General features: G+C 61.4%; 18 protein-coding genes. 14 read left to right on the forward strand and 4 right to left on the reverse strand.

Translation table 11 applies throughout. The features are described 5' to 3' along the window. The first annotated feature begins 304 nt into the window (after positions 1-304). The 8 genes from BM300_RS09110 to araH all read left to right on the forward strand — a co-directional run bounded on the left by BM300_RS09110 (position 305) and on the right by araH (position 8,100). Entirely contained in the window at positions 305-910 is a 606-nt protein-coding gene (locus BM300_RS09110; RefSeq protein ID WP_063324923.1) for a DUF4823 domain-containing protein, read from the forward strand. Positions 911-926: 16 nt separating this feature from the next. Then, positions 927-1,487, forward strand: a complete 561-nt coding sequence (locus BM300_RS09115) for a DUF1285 domain-containing protein (RefSeq protein ID WP_092462601.1) — start codon at positions 927-929, stop codon at positions 1,485-1,487. Positions 1,488-1,647: 160 nt separating this feature from the next. Beyond that, positions 1,648-2,394: a FadR/GntR family transcriptional regulator gene (locus tag BM300_RS09120; RefSeq protein ID WP_063324924.1), complete on the forward strand. Its 747-nt coding sequence runs from the start codon at positions 1,648-1,650 to the stop codon at positions 2,392-2,394. After that, a complete protein-coding gene (locus BM300_RS09125; protein ID WP_092147151.1) occupies positions 2,391-3,266 on the forward strand; it encodes an SMP-30/gluconolactonase/LRE family protein in 876 nt (291 codons plus the stop codon). The genes BM300_RS09120 and BM300_RS09125 overlap by 4 nt, the downstream gene beginning before the upstream one ends. A 236-nt stretch (positions 3,267-3,502) precedes the next feature. Beyond that, entirely contained in the window at positions 3,503-4,321 is an 819-nt protein-coding gene (locus BM300_RS09130) for an SDR family oxidoreductase (RefSeq protein WP_063324926.1), read from the forward strand. 175 nt (positions 4,322-4,496) lie between these two features. After that, the gene (locus BM300_RS09135; RefSeq protein ID WP_092147154.1) at positions 4,497-5,501 is read left to right on the forward strand and encodes a substrate-binding domain-containing protein; all 1,005 of its coding nucleotides are present in this window, start codon (positions 4,497-4,499) and stop codon (positions 5,499-5,501) included. 75 nt (positions 5,502-5,576) lie between these two features. Continuing rightward, the gene (gene araG, locus BM300_RS09140) at positions 5,577-7,121 is read left to right on the forward strand and encodes an L-arabinose ABC transporter ATP-binding protein AraG (protein ID WP_063324928.1); all 1,545 of its coding nucleotides are present in this window, start codon (positions 5,577-5,579) and stop codon (positions 7,119-7,121) included. Positions 7,122-7,131: 10 nt separating this feature from the next. Further along, positions 7,132-8,100, forward strand: a complete 969-nt coding sequence (gene araH, locus BM300_RS09145) for an L-arabinose ABC transporter permease AraH (RefSeq protein ID WP_063324929.1) — start codon at positions 7,132-7,134, stop codon at positions 8,098-8,100. 153 nt (positions 8,101-8,253) lie between these two features. Here the strand turns inward: araH and BM300_RS09150 are convergent, their stop codons facing one another. Further along, positions 8,254-8,634: a Rho termination factor N-terminal domain-containing protein gene (locus BM300_RS09150; protein WP_092147160.1), complete on the reverse strand. Its 381-nt coding sequence runs from the start codon at positions 8,632-8,634 to the stop codon at positions 8,254-8,256. A 31-nt stretch (positions 8,635-8,665) separates the two neighbouring features. Next, positions 8,666-9,010 (reverse strand): hypothetical protein, encoded by a 345-nt coding sequence (locus BM300_RS09155; RefSeq protein WP_018613594.1) that lies wholly within the window; start codon positions 9,008-9,010, stop codon positions 8,666-8,668. A 189-nt stretch (positions 9,011-9,199) separates the two neighbouring features. Between BM300_RS09155 and BM300_RS09160 the strand changes: the two genes are divergently transcribed. Beyond that, positions 9,200-9,682 (forward strand): GNAT family N-acetyltransferase, encoded by a 483-nt coding sequence (locus tag BM300_RS09160; RefSeq protein WP_053123788.1) that lies wholly within the window; start codon positions 9,200-9,202, stop codon positions 9,680-9,682. 5 nt (positions 9,683-9,687) lie between these two features. On the opposite strand, the gene BM300_RS09165 is transcribed toward BM300_RS09160, so the two are convergent. Further along, a complete protein-coding gene (locus BM300_RS09165; protein WP_092462603.1) occupies positions 9,688-10,320 on the reverse strand; it encodes a glutathione S-transferase family protein in 633 nt (210 codons plus the stop codon). 187 nt (positions 10,321-10,507) lie between these two features. Between BM300_RS09165 and BM300_RS09170 the strand changes: the two genes are divergently transcribed. The 5 genes from BM300_RS09170 to BM300_RS09190 all read left to right on the forward strand — a co-directional run bounded on the left by BM300_RS09170 (position 10,508) and on the right by BM300_RS09190 (position 15,687). Beyond that, positions 10,508-11,488, forward strand: a complete 981-nt coding sequence (locus BM300_RS09170; protein WP_092462605.1) for a 2-dehydro-3-deoxygalactonokinase — start codon at positions 10,508-10,510, stop codon at positions 11,486-11,488. 19 nt (positions 11,489-11,507) lie between these two features. After that, positions 11,508-12,128, forward strand: a complete 621-nt coding sequence (locus tag BM300_RS09175; protein ID WP_003204208.1) for a 2-dehydro-3-deoxy-6-phosphogalactonate aldolase — start codon at positions 11,508-11,510, stop codon at positions 12,126-12,128. 49 nt (positions 12,129-12,177) lie between these two features. Next, positions 12,178-13,326 (forward strand): galactonate dehydratase, encoded by a 1,149-nt coding sequence (gene dgoD / locus BM300_RS09180; protein ID WP_003179439.1) that lies wholly within the window; start codon positions 12,178-12,180, stop codon positions 13,324-13,326. Positions 13,327-13,514: 188 nt separating this feature from the next. Beyond that, positions 13,515-14,825 carry an MFS transporter gene (locus BM300_RS09185; RefSeq protein ID WP_092147175.1) on the forward strand — a complete coding sequence of 437 codons (1,311 nt, stop codon included), beginning with the start codon at positions 13,515-13,517 and terminating at the stop codon, positions 14,823-14,825. 58 nt (positions 14,826-14,883) lie between these two features. Then, entirely contained in the window at positions 14,884-15,687 is an 804-nt protein-coding gene (locus tag BM300_RS09190) for an IclR family transcriptional regulator (protein WP_063324935.1), read from the forward strand. A gap of 6 nt (positions 15,688-15,693) precedes the next feature. Here BM300_RS09190 and BM300_RS09195 read toward each other — a convergent pair whose 3' ends face one another. Then, positions 15,694-16,746: an NAD(P)-dependent alcohol dehydrogenase gene (locus BM300_RS09195; protein WP_092225064.1), complete on the reverse strand. Its 1,053-nt coding sequence runs from the start codon at positions 16,744-16,746 to the stop codon at positions 15,694-15,696. Positions 16,747-16,897 lie beyond the last annotated feature (151 nt).

Raw genomic sequence — 16,897 nt, forward strand, 5'->3', positions numbered from 1 at the left:
GGGTTAAGGGAATGCCTCGAATCAGTGTCAGTTTCAAGAGCTAATCGGTTGGTCGAGCGGGATGCTTTTGTGGCGAGGGAGCTTGCTCCCGCTGGGCTGCGCAGCAGCCCCTCTCAAGCTCACTCAATCAACCTGATCTACCGTGTCGCCAGGTTTTAGGGCCGCTTCGCGCCCCAGCGGGAGCAAGCTCCCTCGCCACAACTGCATTCCAGGCGGAAAATCCAATCAATCCCAAGGTCTGGCGCAAAAGCTGCATCCCACGACCATTCGCCGGTTTTCCGACACCGGTTTTTTGGAGGGTAGGATGCGTAGCCTGGTTTTGCTGCTGGCCATTTTGGCGCTTGGTGGCTGCATGAATGTCAGTGACATGGGAGAGGGCGTTCGTTACCACATGAGCGACGCCGGCCTGCTAGACCATAGCGACAGCCGTCGTGTGAACAACCTGCGTATTCAGCCCGACTCGTTCATCTACATCGCCCAGGGCGCCTTCGCTCCGCCAGGCAGTGCTTATCCGCGTCCCAACGTCGTGGCCGAGGAAGCCTTCAATGGCTTCATCGAATATTTCCCCATGGTCCGTCGCGCCCGCGTTCCCGAAGGCCTCGACCAGGCCATGGGCGAGGCCCGTTCCGCTGGCGCCCATTATTTGCTGTACACCCGCTTCGCCAAGGCTGACAACCGTATCGGCAACACGGATGAATGGCAGGATGAAGAAGCCTTGGATCGCTTGGGTGTCGATACCAGCGTGATTCAAATCATGTTGATCGAGACCAGCACCCAGTATTTGATTGATACTGCACGGATCAAGAGTCGTGGCGGTTTACTGACGTTGCACGACAAGCAGCCACAAGACCTCATCGCCACGCCTTTGCGTGAATATGCCCGCAGCCTGCTGGGGATGAGCGACGAATAAATAATCAGGAGTCACCATGAGCGGACCGCAAAAAGCCAATGACTTGCTGGGGCAGATCCCCAAGACCAAAGGGCTGCCGCCGGTCCACTTGTGGAACCCCGACTTCTGCGGCGACATCGACATGCGCATCGCCCGGGACGGCACCTGGTATTACCTGGGTACGCCCATCGGGCGAAAGCCGATGGTCAAGCTGTTCTCCACCATCATCCGCCGCGACGGCGATGATTACTTCCTGATCACTCCTGTGGAAAAAGTCGGCATCAAGGTCGATGACGTGCCGTTCGTGGCCGTGACCCTTGAGGTCGAAGGGCAGGGGGAAGGGCAGTTGTTGCGCTTCACCACCAATGTCGAGGAAACCACTGAGGCCGGCGGCGAGCATCCGCTGCGGGTGGTGATCGATCCCCAGACCCAGGAACCCGCGCCCTACGTGCATGTGCGCAGCAATCTCGAAGCACTGATCCATCGCAATGTGTTCTACCAACTGGTGGAGCTGGCGGTCAGTCGCGAGATCGATGGGCAGCGCTGGTTGGGCGTGTGGAGCGGTGGCGAGTTCTTCCCCATAGGCCTGGAACCCTGAGCCCTTTTGGGAGCGATGGTTGATCCAACAGCTGTGTTGGCTGGACGACCGCTATCGCGAGCAAGCTCGCTCCCACAGGTGGGTTACGTAAATTCAAATTGACACCCAATCGTATGATGATTAGCGTGAGCCTCCTATAAGAGTGGCTCGCGGGGTTTTCATGTCCAGCAGTTTTCATGCATCGACCGTCGATTGGCTGGGGGGCTGGATAGCCGCCGGCCAGGTCAAGCCTGGGCAAACCATCAAGGTCGAGGCGGACTTGGGCGAACAATTGGGCGTCAGTCGCACGGTGATTCGCGAGGCGATCAAGACCCTGGTGGCCAAAGGCATGCTGGAGGTCGGGCCGAAAGTCGGCACGCGGGTGTTGCCGGTGCGACGCTGGAACCTGTTCGACCCCCAAGTGGTTGGCTGGCTGTCACGCAGCGGCTTGCCGGAAAATTTCGTCGATGACTTGCTGGACCTGCGCCGCACCATCGAGCCGATGGCGGTGCGTTGGGCCTGTGAACGGGCCACGGCCGACCAGGTGCAGGCGATCCGCCTGGCCTACCATGCGCTGGAGCGGGCCGTGGACAGCGGCGCGGATTACAACCGCGCCGACCAGTTTTTCCACGAATGCATCCTCGCCGCCAGCCATAATCAATTCATCGAACAGATGGTCCCGGCCCTGGGCGCGCTGCTGGCGGTATCGTTCGAGGTGTCGGCTGCCGACCCGGATGAGCTGCGCCGCACCTTGCCCATCCACAAGGACATCGCCGACGCCATCGCGGCCCGTGACGCGGCGCGGGGCGTCTGGGCCTGCATGACCCTGATCGATAACGCTGACCTGGCCATCAAGCGCTTTTACCCTAATGTCATGGCCGGTCGGACAGACGCTGCCGGGCAGATAGGGAACGGGAGGTTTCAATGAAGTGGACGGCTGTTACGGAACATCGGGCGATCTTGGGCGAGGGGCCGTTCTGGGATGAGCCGACCCAGGCGTTGTACTGGGTCGATATCGCCGGCAAGCAGGCGTTGCGTTTGATCGGCGCCAATGTGCAGATCTGGCAGATGCCCGAGCATGTGTCCGCCTTTATCCCGACGCAGAGTGGCGATGCGCTGGTGACGCTGAGCAGTGGTGTCTACCGGCTGGACCTCGATTCGCCGGGCCTGGAACCGCGCCTGACCCTGCTGTGCATGGCCGACCCGCAACTGGGCAATCGTGCCAACGAAGCCCGTTGCGATGCCTTGGGCCAGCTCTGGCTCGGCACCATGCAGAACAACATCGGTGAAAACGCAGAGGACCTACCCATCGAGCGGCGCTCCGGCGGCCTCTTTCGTGTCAGTGGCGATGGCCGGGTCATGCCGTTGTTACGCGGGCTGGGTATCCCGAACACCTTGTTGTGGAGTCCAGATGGCACCACGGTGTATTTCGGCGAGAGCCTCGACGGCACTTTGTATCGGCACTTTATCCATCCCGATGGCAGCCTGGCTCCCGCCGAGGTCTGGTTCGGTCCACACCCGCGCGGCGGGCCGGACGGTTCGGCGATGGATGCCCGGGGTTATATCTGGAACGCGCGCTGGGACGGCAGTTGCCTGCTGCGATTGAATCCGCAAGGCCAGGTCGACCGGGTGATCGAACTGCCCGTCAGCCGGCCGACCAGCTGTGTGTTTGGAGGCGAAGACCTCAAGACGTTGTACATCACCAGTGCGGCGAGCCCGTTGGGTCATCCGCTGGACGGTGCGGTGCTGTCCATGCGGGTCGACATACCGGGCGTGGCCTGTACTCGGTTTGCGGGATGAATCCCAAAATATGGGATGTAAATATATATATTGAGATTATTCGACGGTCGGGTTTATAGTCGGCTCCATCGGCAATACGCACTCACACTAAAAAAACAAAACAGGTGAAGTGATGCAACGATCCTCCCCCGTACGCCTCGGCGGCGTACGCGATTCACGGCTGCTTACAACGTCTTTTGACCGGTCGTCCCTGGATGCCCGGTTTTTGTCGTGCCTGCGTCCGGGAGTCTTGATCCATGGCTGAGCCGCTTTCATTGCCGCCAGTGCCCGAGCCCCCGAAGGGCGAGCGCCTGAAAAACAAAGTGGTGCTGCTGACCGGTGCGGCCCAGGGCATTGGCGAGGCGATCGTCGCCGCGTTCGCTTCGCAACAGGCACGGCTGGTGATCAGCGATATTCAGGCCGAGAAGGTCGAGACGGTTGCCGCTCATTGGCGTGAACGCGGGGCGGACGTGCATGCGCTGAAAGCCGATGTGTCGAACCAGCAGGACCTGCACGCCATGGCCCGGCATGCCGTCGAGCGGCACGGTCGCATCGATGTGCTGGTGAATTGCGCCGGTGTCAATGTCTTCCGTGACCCGCTGGAAATGACCGAAGAAGATTGGCGTCGCTGCTTCGCCATCGACCTGGATGGTGCCTGGTACGGCTGCAAGGCGGTGTTGCCGCAGATGATCGAGCAGGGCGTGGGTAGCATCATCAACATTGCTTCGACCCATTCGTCCCACATCATTCCCGGTTGCTTCCCTTACCCGGTGGCCAAGCATGGCCTGCTCGGCCTGACCCGCGCCCTGGGCATCGAATACGCACCCAAAGGCGTACGCGTCAATGCCATCGCACCGGGTTATATCGAGACCCAACTGAACGTCGACTACTGGAACGGCTTTGCCGATCCTTATGCCGAACGCCAGCGCGCGCTGGATCTGCACCCGCCACGGCGCATCGGGCAACCGATCGAAGTGGCAATGACGGCCGTGTTCCTGGCCAGCGATGAAGCACCGTTTATCAATGCCTCATGCATCACCATCGATGGGGGACGTTCAGTCATGTACCACGACTGAATATTCCTGGGTTGCAGTGGGAAACTTCGCCTGCAATCCAATCATCATACGATATGACTATTCAGGCCTATGCTGTGTAGCAACTTGATGTGACCGCCCAGCCTGCGCATTTCCACCGACGGTGGAGCAGAACCCTGGTCGTTTGGCTTTCAATAAAAAAAACAAGGAGTCAACTATGAAACATCGTCGTGGGATCCGTTCCCTGTGTCGCGCCGCCCTGGCGGTTACCGCGGTCAGCCTCAGCAGCCACTTGCTGGCGGCCGATGCAGTAAAAATTGGTTTCCTGGTCAAGCAGGCCGAGGAGCCTTGGTTCCAGACCGAATGGGCGTTTGCCGAGAAGGCGGCCAAGGATAAAGGCTTCCAGTTGATCAAGATCGCCGTGCCCGACGGCGAGAAAACCCTCTCGGCCATCGACAGCCTGGCCGCCAACGGTGCCAAGGGCTTCGTGATCTGCCCGCCGGACGTCTCCCTCGGCCCAGCCATCGTGGCCAAGGCCAAGCTCAATGACATGAAAGTGATCGCCGTCGACGACCGCTTCGTCGGTTCCGATGGCAAGTTCATGGAGGACGTACCGTACCTGGGCATGGCGGCGTTCGAAGTCGGCCAGAAGCAGGGCAGCGCCATGGCGGCTGAGGCGAAAAAACGTGGCTGGGATTGGAAAGACACCTATGCCGTCATCAACACCTATAACGAACTGGATACCGGCAAGAAGCGCACCGACGGTTCGGTCGATGCCCTGAAGAAAGCCGGGATGCCGGCAGACCACATCCTTTATTCGGCGCTGAAGACCCTCGACGTACCCGGGAGCATGGACTCCACCAACTCGGCCCTGGTGAAGCTGCCAAGCGCCGCCAAGAACCTGATCATCGGTGGCATGAATGACAACACTGTGCTTGGCGGCGTGCGCGCCACCGAAGCCGCTGGGTTCAAGGCGGCCAATGTGATCGGCATCGGCATCAACGGCACCGACGCCATCGGTGAATTGAAGAAGCCTGACAGCGGCTTCTTCGGCTCGATGCTGCCAAGCCCTCACATCGAAGGCTACAAGACCGCCGAAATGATGTACGAGTGGATCACCACCGGCAAGGAGCCGCCGAAGTACACCGCCATGGACGAGGTGACGCTGATCACCCGGGAGAACTTCAAGCAAGAGCTGGAAAAAATCGGCCTGTGGAACTGATGGCCGGTTGATTCAAAAGCGGCCCTGGTCACTTGAGTGGCGGGGTCGCTTGATCTCTGTAAGTTCGAGGTGGTTATGCAAGCGCAAACAGCGACACGGCAACACAACATCGGCGGCAGCTTGCGATTCAACGGGATCGGCAAGTCCTTTCCCGGCGTGCAGGCGCTGGCCAATATCAGTTTCGTCGCCCATCCGGGGCAGGTCCATGCCTTGATGGGGGAAAACGGCGCTGGCAAGTCCACGTTGCTGAAGATCCTCGGTGGTGCCTACATCCCGAGCAGCGGCGACTTGCAGATCGGCGAGCAGACGATGGCCTTCAAAGGCACCGCCGACAGCATCGCCAGCGGCGTGGCGGTGATTCACCAGGAACTGCACCTGGTGCCGGAAATGACCGTCGCTGAAAATTTGTTTCTCGGCCATTTGCCGGCGCGTTTCGGCCTGGTCAATCGTGGCGTGCTGCGCCAACAGGCGCTGACGCTGCTCAAAGGCCTGGCCGACGAAATCGACCCCCAGGAAAAAGTCGGTCGCCTGTCCCTCGGCCAGCGCCAATTAGTGGAAATTGCCAAGGCCTTGTCTCGCGGTGCTCACGTCATTGCTTTCGACGAGCCCACCAGTAGCCTGTCGGCCCGGGAAATCGACCGTTTGATGGCGATCATCGGCCGGCTGCGAGACGAGGGCAAAGTGGTGCTCTACGTCAGCCATCGCATGGAAGAGGTGTTCCGCATCTGCAATGCGGTGACGGTGTTCAAGGACGGTCGTTACGTGCGGACCTTCGAGAACATGAGCGAGTTGACCCATGATCAACTCGTCACGTGCATGGTCGGTCGCGATATCCAGGACATCTATGACTACCGTCCTCGGGAGCGCGGCGATGTGGCGCTGCAAGTGAAGGGCTTGTTGGGGCCGGGCTTGCATGAGCCGGTGAGTTTCCAGGTGCACAAGGGCGAGATCCTCGGTTTGTTCGGGCTGGTCGGCGCCGGTCGTACCGAGCTGCTGCGCTTGCTCAGTGGCTTGGAGCGCCAGCGCGAAGGAAGTCTCGTCTTGCACGACAAGGAACTGAAACTGCGTTCACCTCGGGATGCCATCGCCGCGGGCGTGCTGCTCTGCCCGGAGGATCGCAAGAAAGAAGGCATCATCCCGTTGGGCAGTGTGGGCGAGAACATCAACATCAGTGCGCGCCCGTCTCATTCCACGCTCGGCTGCCTGTTGCGTGGCGACTGGGAGCGGGGCAATGCCGACAAACAGATCAAGTCGCTGAAAGTGAAGACCCCCACGGCGGGACAGAAAATCATGTACCTGTCCGGCGGCAATCAGCAGAAAGCGATTCTCGGTCGCTGGCTGTCGATGCCGATGAAAGTCCTGCTGCTGGACGAGCCTACTCGCGGCATCGACATCGGGGCCAAGGCGGAGATCTACCAGATTATCCACAACCTGGCGGCCGATGGCATCGCGGTGATTGTGGTGTCCAGCGACCTGATGGAAGTGATGGGCATTTCCGACCGAATCCTGGTGCTTTGCGAAGGGGCCATGCGCGGCGAGCTGTCGCGTGACCAGGCCAACGAATCCAACCTGTTGCAACTGGCGCTGCCGCGCCAACGCGTTGCCGACGCGGCGAACTGAGAGGTAAATCATGACCATTCAAAACAATGCACTGCCAACGGCACGCAAACCCCTGGACCTGCGTCGCTTCCTGGATGACTGGGTCATGTTGCTGGCGGCCATCGGCATCTTCGTGCTCTGCACCCTGATGATCGACAACTTCCTGTCGCCGCTGAACATGCGCGGGCTGGGCCTGGCGATTTCCACCACCGGCATCGCGGCCTGCACCATGTTGTATTGCCTGGCGTCCGGGCACTTCGACTTGTCGGTCGGTTCGGTGATTGCCTGTGCCGGCGTCGTCGCGGCGGTGGTGATGCGCGACACCAACAGCGTGTTCCTTGGCATCAGCGCGGCGCTGGTGATGGGGTTGATCGTCGGCTTGATCAACGGCATCGTCATTGCCAAGCTGCGGGTCAATGCGTTGATTACCACATTGGCGACCATGCAGATCGTCCGCGGCCTGGCCTACATCTTCGCCAACGGCAAAGCGGTGGGTGTGTCCCAGGAATCGTTCTTCGTGTTCGGCAACGGGCAGATGTTCGGCGTGCCGGTGCCGATCCTGATCACCATCGTGTGCTTCCTGTTTTTCGGCTGGCTGCTGAACTACACCACCTACGGGCGCAACACCATGGCCATTGGCGGCAACCAGGAAGCGGCGCTCTTGGCCGGCGTGAACGTTGATCGCACCAAGATCATCATCTTTGCCGTGCATGGCGTGATCGGTGCCCTGGCCGGGGTGATCCTGGCCTCGCGCATGACCTCGGGCCAGCCGATGATCGGCCAGGGCTTCGAACTGACCGTGATCTCGGCTTGCGTGCTGGGTGGGGTGTCGTTGAGCGGTGGTATCGGCATGATCCGCCACGTCATTGCAGGCGTGCTGATTTTGGCGATCATCGAAAACGCGATGAACCTGAAGAACATCGACACCTTCTACCAATACGTCATCCGCGGCTCGATCCTGCTGCTGGCGGTGGTGATCGACCGCTTGAAACAACGCTGAACAACCCATAGCGATCTCTGGCGACTGATCTACCGCTATCGCGAGCAAGCTCGCTCCCACAGGATGTTGTGCCGGGACGCAGAACTCCAGCACAGCGCAGGCCCACTGTGGGAGCGAGCTTGCTCGCGAAGGCGTGCACCCAGACGCCGACAATCACCCCGCCTTGCGCAACGCCTCAACCAATTGCTGCTTACGCATCTTCGAGCGCCCGGGAATGTTTTTCGCCTGGGCCTCCTTCATCAGGCTGTCCACCGTCTGGGCCTCATGAGAGGCCTTGCTGGTGCGTGGATGACCTTCGCGGGTCTTGGCGGCGCGGCGGGCCGATTCCTTGCGGTCAGTTTTCTTTGCCGCGGCCGGTTTCGCCTTCCCCGAACCACCGGAGCGTTCGCCGCCGCCGGACTGTTTGTTGACCGTTGCCCAAGCGCGTGCCTCGGCCGTGTCCTTGGACAGGCCTTTTTTCTCGTAGCTCTCTTCGATGTGCTCGGCCTTGCGCTTTTGTTCGGCGGTGTATTTGTCTTTGCTTCCACGAGGCATGGATGTTCCTCCTCAAATGTCTGAGCAGAGGCTATTGGCTGGCGGCGCCCCCTTCGGAGCCCGAACCACCGGTCGTGGTTTTCGAGCCCACACCGGTCTCGGCGTTATCAGGCGCTGTCGAGTCCGGCGTATTCATGCCGCCCTGACGACCCGTGTCATTACCCTGCACACGCGGATCGGTGCCGGTGGCGGGTGGCTGGCCATTGTTCAGGCCGCCGCCGGTACCGTCGGTGTTCAATTTGGGCAGGCCTTGCGTGGCGGGGGAGTTGGGCGCTTGCACGGGATCGGTCGGCCCGGTGCCGGAGGTCGAAGCCGCGAAGGCCACCGAGGACAGCAACGCGGCGAAGGTGAATGCGGTCAGCCTTGAAGTGATCATGGGTGTCGCCTCCATTTTTCAGAATGCTTACCTGATCTTGGGCCTCGCTGGATTTGGGTTGGTGCCTCGGACGCGACGAATGGCGGTTCTGAAGGAGGCGTGCGCCGCGATCAAATAGTTGGATCGATATGTGACGAGCGCCGCGTCGCGGCTTAGTATGGCGCTTTCAATTGGCTACAAGGCCTGTTCATGTCCATCGAGATCCGTCCTGCGCAACCCAGCGATGCGCCTCAAATCCTTGCCTTCATCACCGAGCTGGCCGATTACGAAAAGGCCCGCCACGAAGTCATCGCCAGTGTGGCGGACATCGAGCGTAGCCTGTTCAGCGAGGGCGCGACCGCCCACGGCTTGATCTGCCTGCGTGACGGCGTGCCAATCGGTTTTGCGGTGTTTTTCTTCAGTTACTCCACTTGGCTGGGCAGCAATTGCCTGTACCTCGAGGACCTGTACATCACGCCAGAGCAGCGCGGCGGCGGGGCGGGCAAGACCTTGCTTCGCCACTTGGCGAAAATTGCCTGCGACAATGATTGCGGTCGCTTCGAATGGAGTGTCTTGGACTGGAACACCCCGGCCATCGAGTTCTACAAATCCCTCGGCGCGCAGCCCCAGGAAGAATGGGTGCGCTACCGAATGGACGGCAAGGTGCTACGGGATTTCGCCCACGGCAACTGAGCACTTCACGAATATGCGGCAGATGCGTACTCGGCAAATCCGGGGCGCTGTTCCAACCGCTTGCAATAGGCGGCGACCGCCGGATAGTCGGGACGCTCCATGGGGGTTTGGCGCCAGCGGTGCGCGGACAGGCCGATGAGCACATCGGCGAGGGAAAAATCCGCGCCGGCCACATAGGCGCCGGTGCGGTTCAACTGCTGCTCGAGCAAACCCATCTTCTCGTTCCAGCCTTTGATGCCGGCGGCGATGCGCTGTGGGTCTTGGAAGTCTGGATTCTTGCGTACCAGGGCGTGGAATGCGTAGCCCCATGACGGGTTGAGCTCTGTGGCTTGCCAGTCCATCCACTGTTCGATGCGCGCCCGGGCGGCAGGCTCGACAGGTAGCAGATCGCTGCGTCCATGCTTGCCCACCAAGTATCGGCAGATGGTGTTCGACTCCCACAGCACGCCGTTCTCATCGATGATCACCGGCACCTGGGCATTGGGATTCAAGGCCAGGAACGCCGGGTCGTGGGTTGAGGAAAAACCGATGCCCCAGTCTTCGCGCTCGTAGGCAATGTCCAGTTCCTGGCAGGTCCACAACACTTTTCTGACGTTGATCGAGGAAGTGCGACCGAGGATTTTCAGCTGTTGTCCCATCACTTTTTCCCTAGTTGTTTGGCGTCCGCTCAGAAACGTAGCAGGGTCTTGGACGGATGGCGATGGGCTTTAGGGTTGGCTCATCATATCCCAATATATGGGAGTGATATTTATATATTGAGATTTTGTCGCGCCCAGGTTTATAGTCCTTTCCACTCACTGCCAAAAAACAGAACAGGTGAAGCGGATGCAGGCGCAATTGATCGCGCTCGATTGGGGGACCACCTCATTACGGGCTTACAAACTCGCAGCCGGTGGCGAGGTGCTCGAGCAGCGCTCGCTGTCATCGGGGATCATGCAGTTGCCTTCCGGGCCGCGAACCCTGGCCGGCGGGGTGTGCATCGACGGTTTCGAACTGGCCTTCGACGAGGCCTGCGGCGACTGGCTCGATGCCCAGCCAGGCTTGCCCGTGATTGCCTGTGGCATGGTCGGCAGTGCTCAGGGCTGGCGTGAAGCGCCTTACTGCGACACACCCGCCAACGTCGCCAATCTCGGACATTCCCTACAAACCGTTCGCAGCCTTCGCGGTGTCGATGTGCACATCGTGCCCGGCGTGATTCAGCGTTCACGCTTGCCCAATGTCATGCGCGGTGAAGAAACCCAGGTGCTCGGCGCCTTGCACAGCCTGCCGGACGAGGCGGTGTTGATCGGCTTGCCCGGCAGCCATTCGAAATGGGTGGAAGTGACCGATGGCTGCATCGTGCATTTCGACACCTTCATGACCGGCGAGATCTTTGCCGTGCTCAGTGACCACAGCATTCTCGGCCGCACCCAGCAACGGAGTACGACCTTCGATGGCGTGGCCTTTGATCGTGGCGTACAGGTGGCGTTGTCGGTGGACGGCCAGATCGGTCCGCTGTCCACGGTGTTCAGCGCTCGCAGTCTGGGCTTGACCGGCGAACTGGAGGCCAGCGCCCAGGCCGATTACCTCTCGGGCCTGCTGATCGGCCATGAGCTGACGGCGCTGGCCGAGGTGCAGCGTCGGCGACGCGACAGCCTCCATCTGCCGACGGTGGTGCTGATCGGCAACTCCCAACTCTGTGTCCGTTATCAACGGGCCCTCGACGCCTGCGGCTTCGCCCGGGTGGTCCTGGCCGAACAGGCCACCGAACGCGGTTTGTGGCAACTGGCCGTAGCGGCCGGGTTGCTCGATTCCACCGCCCCCTGAACCTGACTGGAGGTCTGACATGCTCACTCAAGCACTGGCGCACAACGGGCTGATCGCGATCCTGCGTGGCCTGCGTCCCGAAGAGGCGGCGGCCATCGGCGAAGTCCTGTACAGCGCCGGATTTCGCGTCATCGAAGTGCCGCTCAATTCCCCCGAGCCGTACGAAAGCATCCGCATCCTGCGTAGCACCTTGCCCGCCGATTGCCTGATCGGCGCCGGCACCGTGCTCACGCCGGAGCAGGTGGAGCAGGTGAAAGCCGCTGGCGGCCAAGTGATCGTCATGCCTCACAGCGATCCGAAGGTGCTGCGGGCGGCGAAAGCGGCGGGTCTGTACCTGTCGCCGGGTGTCGCCACGCCTACCGAAGCGTTTGCCGCGCTGGCCGAAGGCGCCCATGTACTGAAGATGTTCCCCGCCGAGCAGATGGGCCCGGCGGTGGTCAAGGCCTGGCTCGCGGTGCTGCCGGCCGGGACCGTGCTGGTGCCGGTGGGCGGGATTACGCCGGACAACATGGCGGTGTTCGTCGAAGCCGGCGTCAAGGGTTTCGGCCTCGGTTCCGGGCTATTCAAGCCGGGCCTGACAGCGGATGAAGTGGCGGTGCGCGCCAAGGCCTACGTGGCCGCATGGAACGCCTTGAACTGAAGACTTTTCCAGCGCCCTGTGCGCTGCATCTGACAAGAGAGACAACAAGATGAAAATCACCAAGCTGACCACGTTTATCGTCCCGCCGCGCTGGTGCTTCCTCAAGGTCGAGACCGACGAGGGCGTGACCGGTTGGGGCGAGCCTGTGGTCGAGGGCCGTGCCCACACGGTGGCGGCTGCCGTTGAAGAATTGTCCGACTACCTGATCGGCAAAGACCCACGCAACATCGAAGACATTTGGACCGTGCTCTATCGCGGCGGCTTCTACCGTGGTGGGGCCATTCACATGAGCGCCCTGGCCGGCATCGACCAGGCGCTGTGGGACATCAAGGGCAAGGCCCTGGGTGTGTCGGTCAGCGACCTGCTGGGCGGCCAGGTGCGCGATAAGATCCGTGTGTATTCGTGGATCGGCGGCGACCGGCCGGCGGACACCGCCCGGGCGGCGAAAGAGGCGGTGGCGCGGGGCTTCACGGCGGTGAAGATGAACGGCACCGAAGAGCTGCAGTTTCTCGACACCTTCGAAAAAGTCGACCTGGCCCTGGCCAACGTGGCGGCGGTGCGGGATGCGGTGGGGCCGAACGTCGGCATTGGCGTGGACTTCCACGGCCGGGTGCACAAACCGATGGCCAAGGTGCTGATGAAGGAACTCGACCCTTATAAACTGATGTTCATCGAAGAGCCGGTGCTCAGCGAAAACTACGAAGCCCTCAAGGAGTTGGCGCCGCTGACCAGCACCCCGATTGCCCTGGGCGAGCGGTTGTTCTCGCGCTGGGACTTCAAGCGTGTACTCAGCGAAGGCTACGTGGACATCATCCAGCCGGATGCCTCCCATGCCGGCGGCATCACCGAAACCCGCAAGATCGCCAACATGGCCGAGGCCTACGATGTCGCGCTGGCGCTGCACTGCCCGCTGGGCCCAATCGCCCTGGCGGCGTGCCTGCAACTGGACGCGGTCTGCTACAACGCGTTCATCCAGGAACAGAGCCTGGGTATCCACTACAACGAGAGCAACGACCTGCTGGACTACATCAAGGATCCGCAGGTGTTCGACTACGACAAGGGCTTCGTGAAAATCCCGAATGGCCCGGGCCTGGGCATCGAGATCAACGAGGAATACGTCATCGAACGCGCGGCCATCGGCCACCGCTGGCGCAACCCGATCTGGCGCCATGCCGATGGCAGTTTTGCCGAGTGGTGATCGCCTAGACACCCACAACCCCTGTGGCGAGGGAGCTTGCTCCCGCTGGGCTGCGCAGCAGCCCTTCGATTTATGGACAAACAACCTGCGACTGCTGCGCAGTCGAGCGGGAGCAAGCTCCCTCGCCACGGGTCGACTCGACTGCTCGTTAGTTTCGCCCTCAATAACCATAAAAAGAGGCACCTCACATGCAAGCGCACACCCTGAGCGCGCAGGCGTCGTTGGTGACGCCCAGCCGCAAGCGTTTTTTCATCATGGTCCTGCTGTTCATCACCGTGGTGATCAATTACCTGGACCGCAGCAACCTCTCGATCGCCGCCCCCGCGTTGACCAGCGACCTGGGCATCGATCCGATCCATGTCGGGCTGATTTTCTCGGCGTTCGGCTGGACCTATGCCGCCATGCAGATCCCCGGTGGCTGGCTGGTGGACCGGGTGCCGCCGCGCATTCTGTATAGCGTGGCGTTGCTGTTGTGGTCGGTGGCCACGGTCATGCTGGGTTTTGCCGCCAGTTTCATCGCGCTGTTCGTGCTGCGCATGGCGGTCGGTGCCCTGGAAGCGCCGGCTTATCCGATCAACAGCCGCGTGGTCACTACCTGGTTTCCTGAGCGTGAGCGGGCCACGGCCATCGGTTTCTACACCTCCGGGCAGTTCGTCGGGCTGGCTTTCCTGACGCCAGTACTGGCGTGGCTGCAACACGCGTTCGGTTGGCACATGGTGTTTGTCGCCACGGGCGCGGTGGGCATTCTCTGGGCGGCGATCTGGTACGCGGTGTACCGCGAGCCACGGGATTTCAAAGGCGCCAACGCCGCCGAAATCGAACTGATCCGCGAAGGCGGTGGGCTGGTGGATATCCAGGCCGATACCGCCAAGGTCAAGGCCAAATTCAGCTGGGCCGACCTGGGCATTGTCCTGACGCAACGCAAGTTGTGGGGCATTTACCTGGGGCAGTTCTGCCTCAACTCCACGCTGTGGTTTTTCCTGACGTGGTTCCCGACCTACCTGGTGAAATATCGCGGCATGGATTTCATCAAGTCCGGCCTGCTGGCGTCGTTGCCGTTCCTCGCGGCGTTTGTCGGCGTGTTGTGTTCCGGGTTCTTTTCCGACTGGCTGATCCGCCGCGGTGCCACGGTGGGGTTTGCCCGCAAGCTGCCGATCATTGGCGGTCTGTTGATCTCCACCTCGATCATCGGCGCCAACTTTGTCGAGTCGACACCGCTGGTGATTGCCTTTCTGGCCCTGGCGTTCTTTGGCAACGGCCTGGCGTCGATCACCTGGTCGCTGGTCTCCACACTGGCCCCGGCGCGGTTGCTCGGGCTGACGGGTGGGGTGTTCAACTTCATCGGTAACCTGGCGGCGATCGCCACGCCGATCGTCATTGGCTTCCTTGCCAGCGGCGATTCGTTTGCCCCGGCCATCACCTATATCTCTGTCCTGGCACTGGCTGGCGCGCTGTCCTACATCCTGCTGGTCGGGAAGGTCGAGCGCATCGAGTTGTAGTCCGACGGGGCGGGCGACCATAATGCCGCCCGTTCCCGCTCACTGTTGAAGGCCGGCTATGCAGCAAGACGATCCAAAAATCACCAAGGATGCCGCACCTACGGGCACGCAGACATTGTTGCGTGGCCTGGGGGTGGTCCAGGCGGTCGCCAGCGGCGCCCGTGACTTGAAGGAAATCGCCCGGCTGATCGGCACCACCCGCAGCACCACCCATCGCCTGGCCAGTTGCCTGGTGGACGAACGTTACCTGCGCGTGGTGCCGCAAGTGGGCTACCTGCTGGGACCGAAGCTGATCGAGCTGGGTTTCCAGGCTCGCGAAGAGTTGCCACTGGTGAGCCTGGCGGGGCCGTACTTGGACGAACTGTCGGCACTGACCGGGGACACCGTTCACCTGGCGATTCGTGAGGGCGACGAAGTCTTGTACCTGCTGAAGAATCCAGGGCGCAACGGCCCGGAAATGCGTTCGCGCGTAGGCCATCGCATGCCGCTGGCGCGCACCGGGATCGGCAAGGCGCTGATGCTCGATGATTCGCAGGAACAATGGAAGCGGCTGTATGAAATCAGCCTGCCAGCCGGTGGGAAGAATCAGTTCTGGCCCCAGCATCAGGAGCAATCCTGGGAACAGTTCCAGCAACGGATGCTGGAGTACGTGGCGGGGGGTTATGCCTTCGACCTGGAAGACAACGAACCGTCGATTCGCTGTGTGGCGGCGCCGATCCGTGACGCCGGCAAGCGCATCGTCGCCGGTATCAGCATCGCCAGCACGGTGCCGTACATGCCGCTGGAAAAGATGGCCGAGCTGATTCCCCTGGTCAAAGGGGTCACAGCCCGGCTGTCGGCGGAACTGGGTGCCAAGGTTTGACGAAGGTCAGGCCTTGAGCGTCGCCATGTCGATGACAAAGCGGTACTTCACGTCCCCGGCGATCATGCGGCTGTAGGCCTCGTTGATCTGACGGATGTCGAGCATCTCAATGTCGCAACTGATGTTGTGCTCGGCGCAGAAATCCAGCACTTCCTGGGTTTCTGCGATCCCGCCAATCAACGAACCGGCCAGGACGCGCCGGCCCATGATCAAGTTGGCCGCATGGACCGGTGGATCGATCGGCTCGACCAGACCCACCAGGATGTGCACGCCGTCGAAGCGCAGGGTGCTGAGGTAGGGATTGAGATCGTGCTGCACTGGAATGGTGTCCAGCAGGAAATGGAAGCGTCCGGCCGCGGCGGCCATCTGCTCGGGATCGGTGGACACGATCACATGATCGGCGCCCTGGCGACGGGCCTCTTCAGCCTTGCTGGCCGAGCGGGTGAACAACGTGACTTCCGCGCCCATGGCTTTGGCGAACTTGATACCCATATGGCCGAGGCCACCCATGCCCAGCACGCCGACCTTGTCGCCGGCCTTCACACCGTAGTGCTTGAGGGGCGAGTAGGTGGTGATGCCGGCACAGAGAATCGGTGCGGCGCTGGCCGGGTCGAGCGCGGCCGGGATGCGCAACACGAAGTGCTCTTGGACCACGATGCTGTTGGAGTAGCCACCCATGGTATGCCCGCCGCTGACCCGGTCCGGGCTGGCATAGGTCTGGGTCATGCCCTGATAGCAGTATTGCTCCAGGTCCGCGTGACAAGCTTCGCACTCGCGGCAGGAATCGACCATGCAGCCAACACCCACCAAGTCGCCGACCTTATGACGGGTGACATTTGCACCGACGGCGGTGACTTTGCCGATGATCTCGTGGCCAGGCATCAGTGGATAAACGGCGATGCCCCATTCGTTGCGCGCCTGGTGGATGTCGGAGTGGCAGACGCCGCAATAGAGGATTTCGATCGCCACATCGTCAGCTCGCGGGCTGCGGCGTTCGAACTTCATGGGGGCGAGGGGAGTGGTGGGCGATTGGGCGGCGTATCCGATGGCGGTGTACATGATGGACCTCGCTAAGCAGTGAACAGTGAGGTGATCTATTCTGGGAGCCTTGACCGTATGCGGCGATGACCATTCCTACGGGTGTCATGCCTAATCCTCCGGCCTTGGCCTAGGATTGCTCCTATGTGACGCCAGACCTGCGATGATGTTC

The organism is Pseudomonas sp. NFACC46-3, from assembly GCF_900114515.1.
In the GTDB taxonomy this organism is placed as follows: domain Bacteria; phylum Pseudomonadota; class Gammaproteobacteria; order Pseudomonadales; family Pseudomonadaceae; genus Aquipseudomonas; species Aquipseudomonas fluorescens_Q.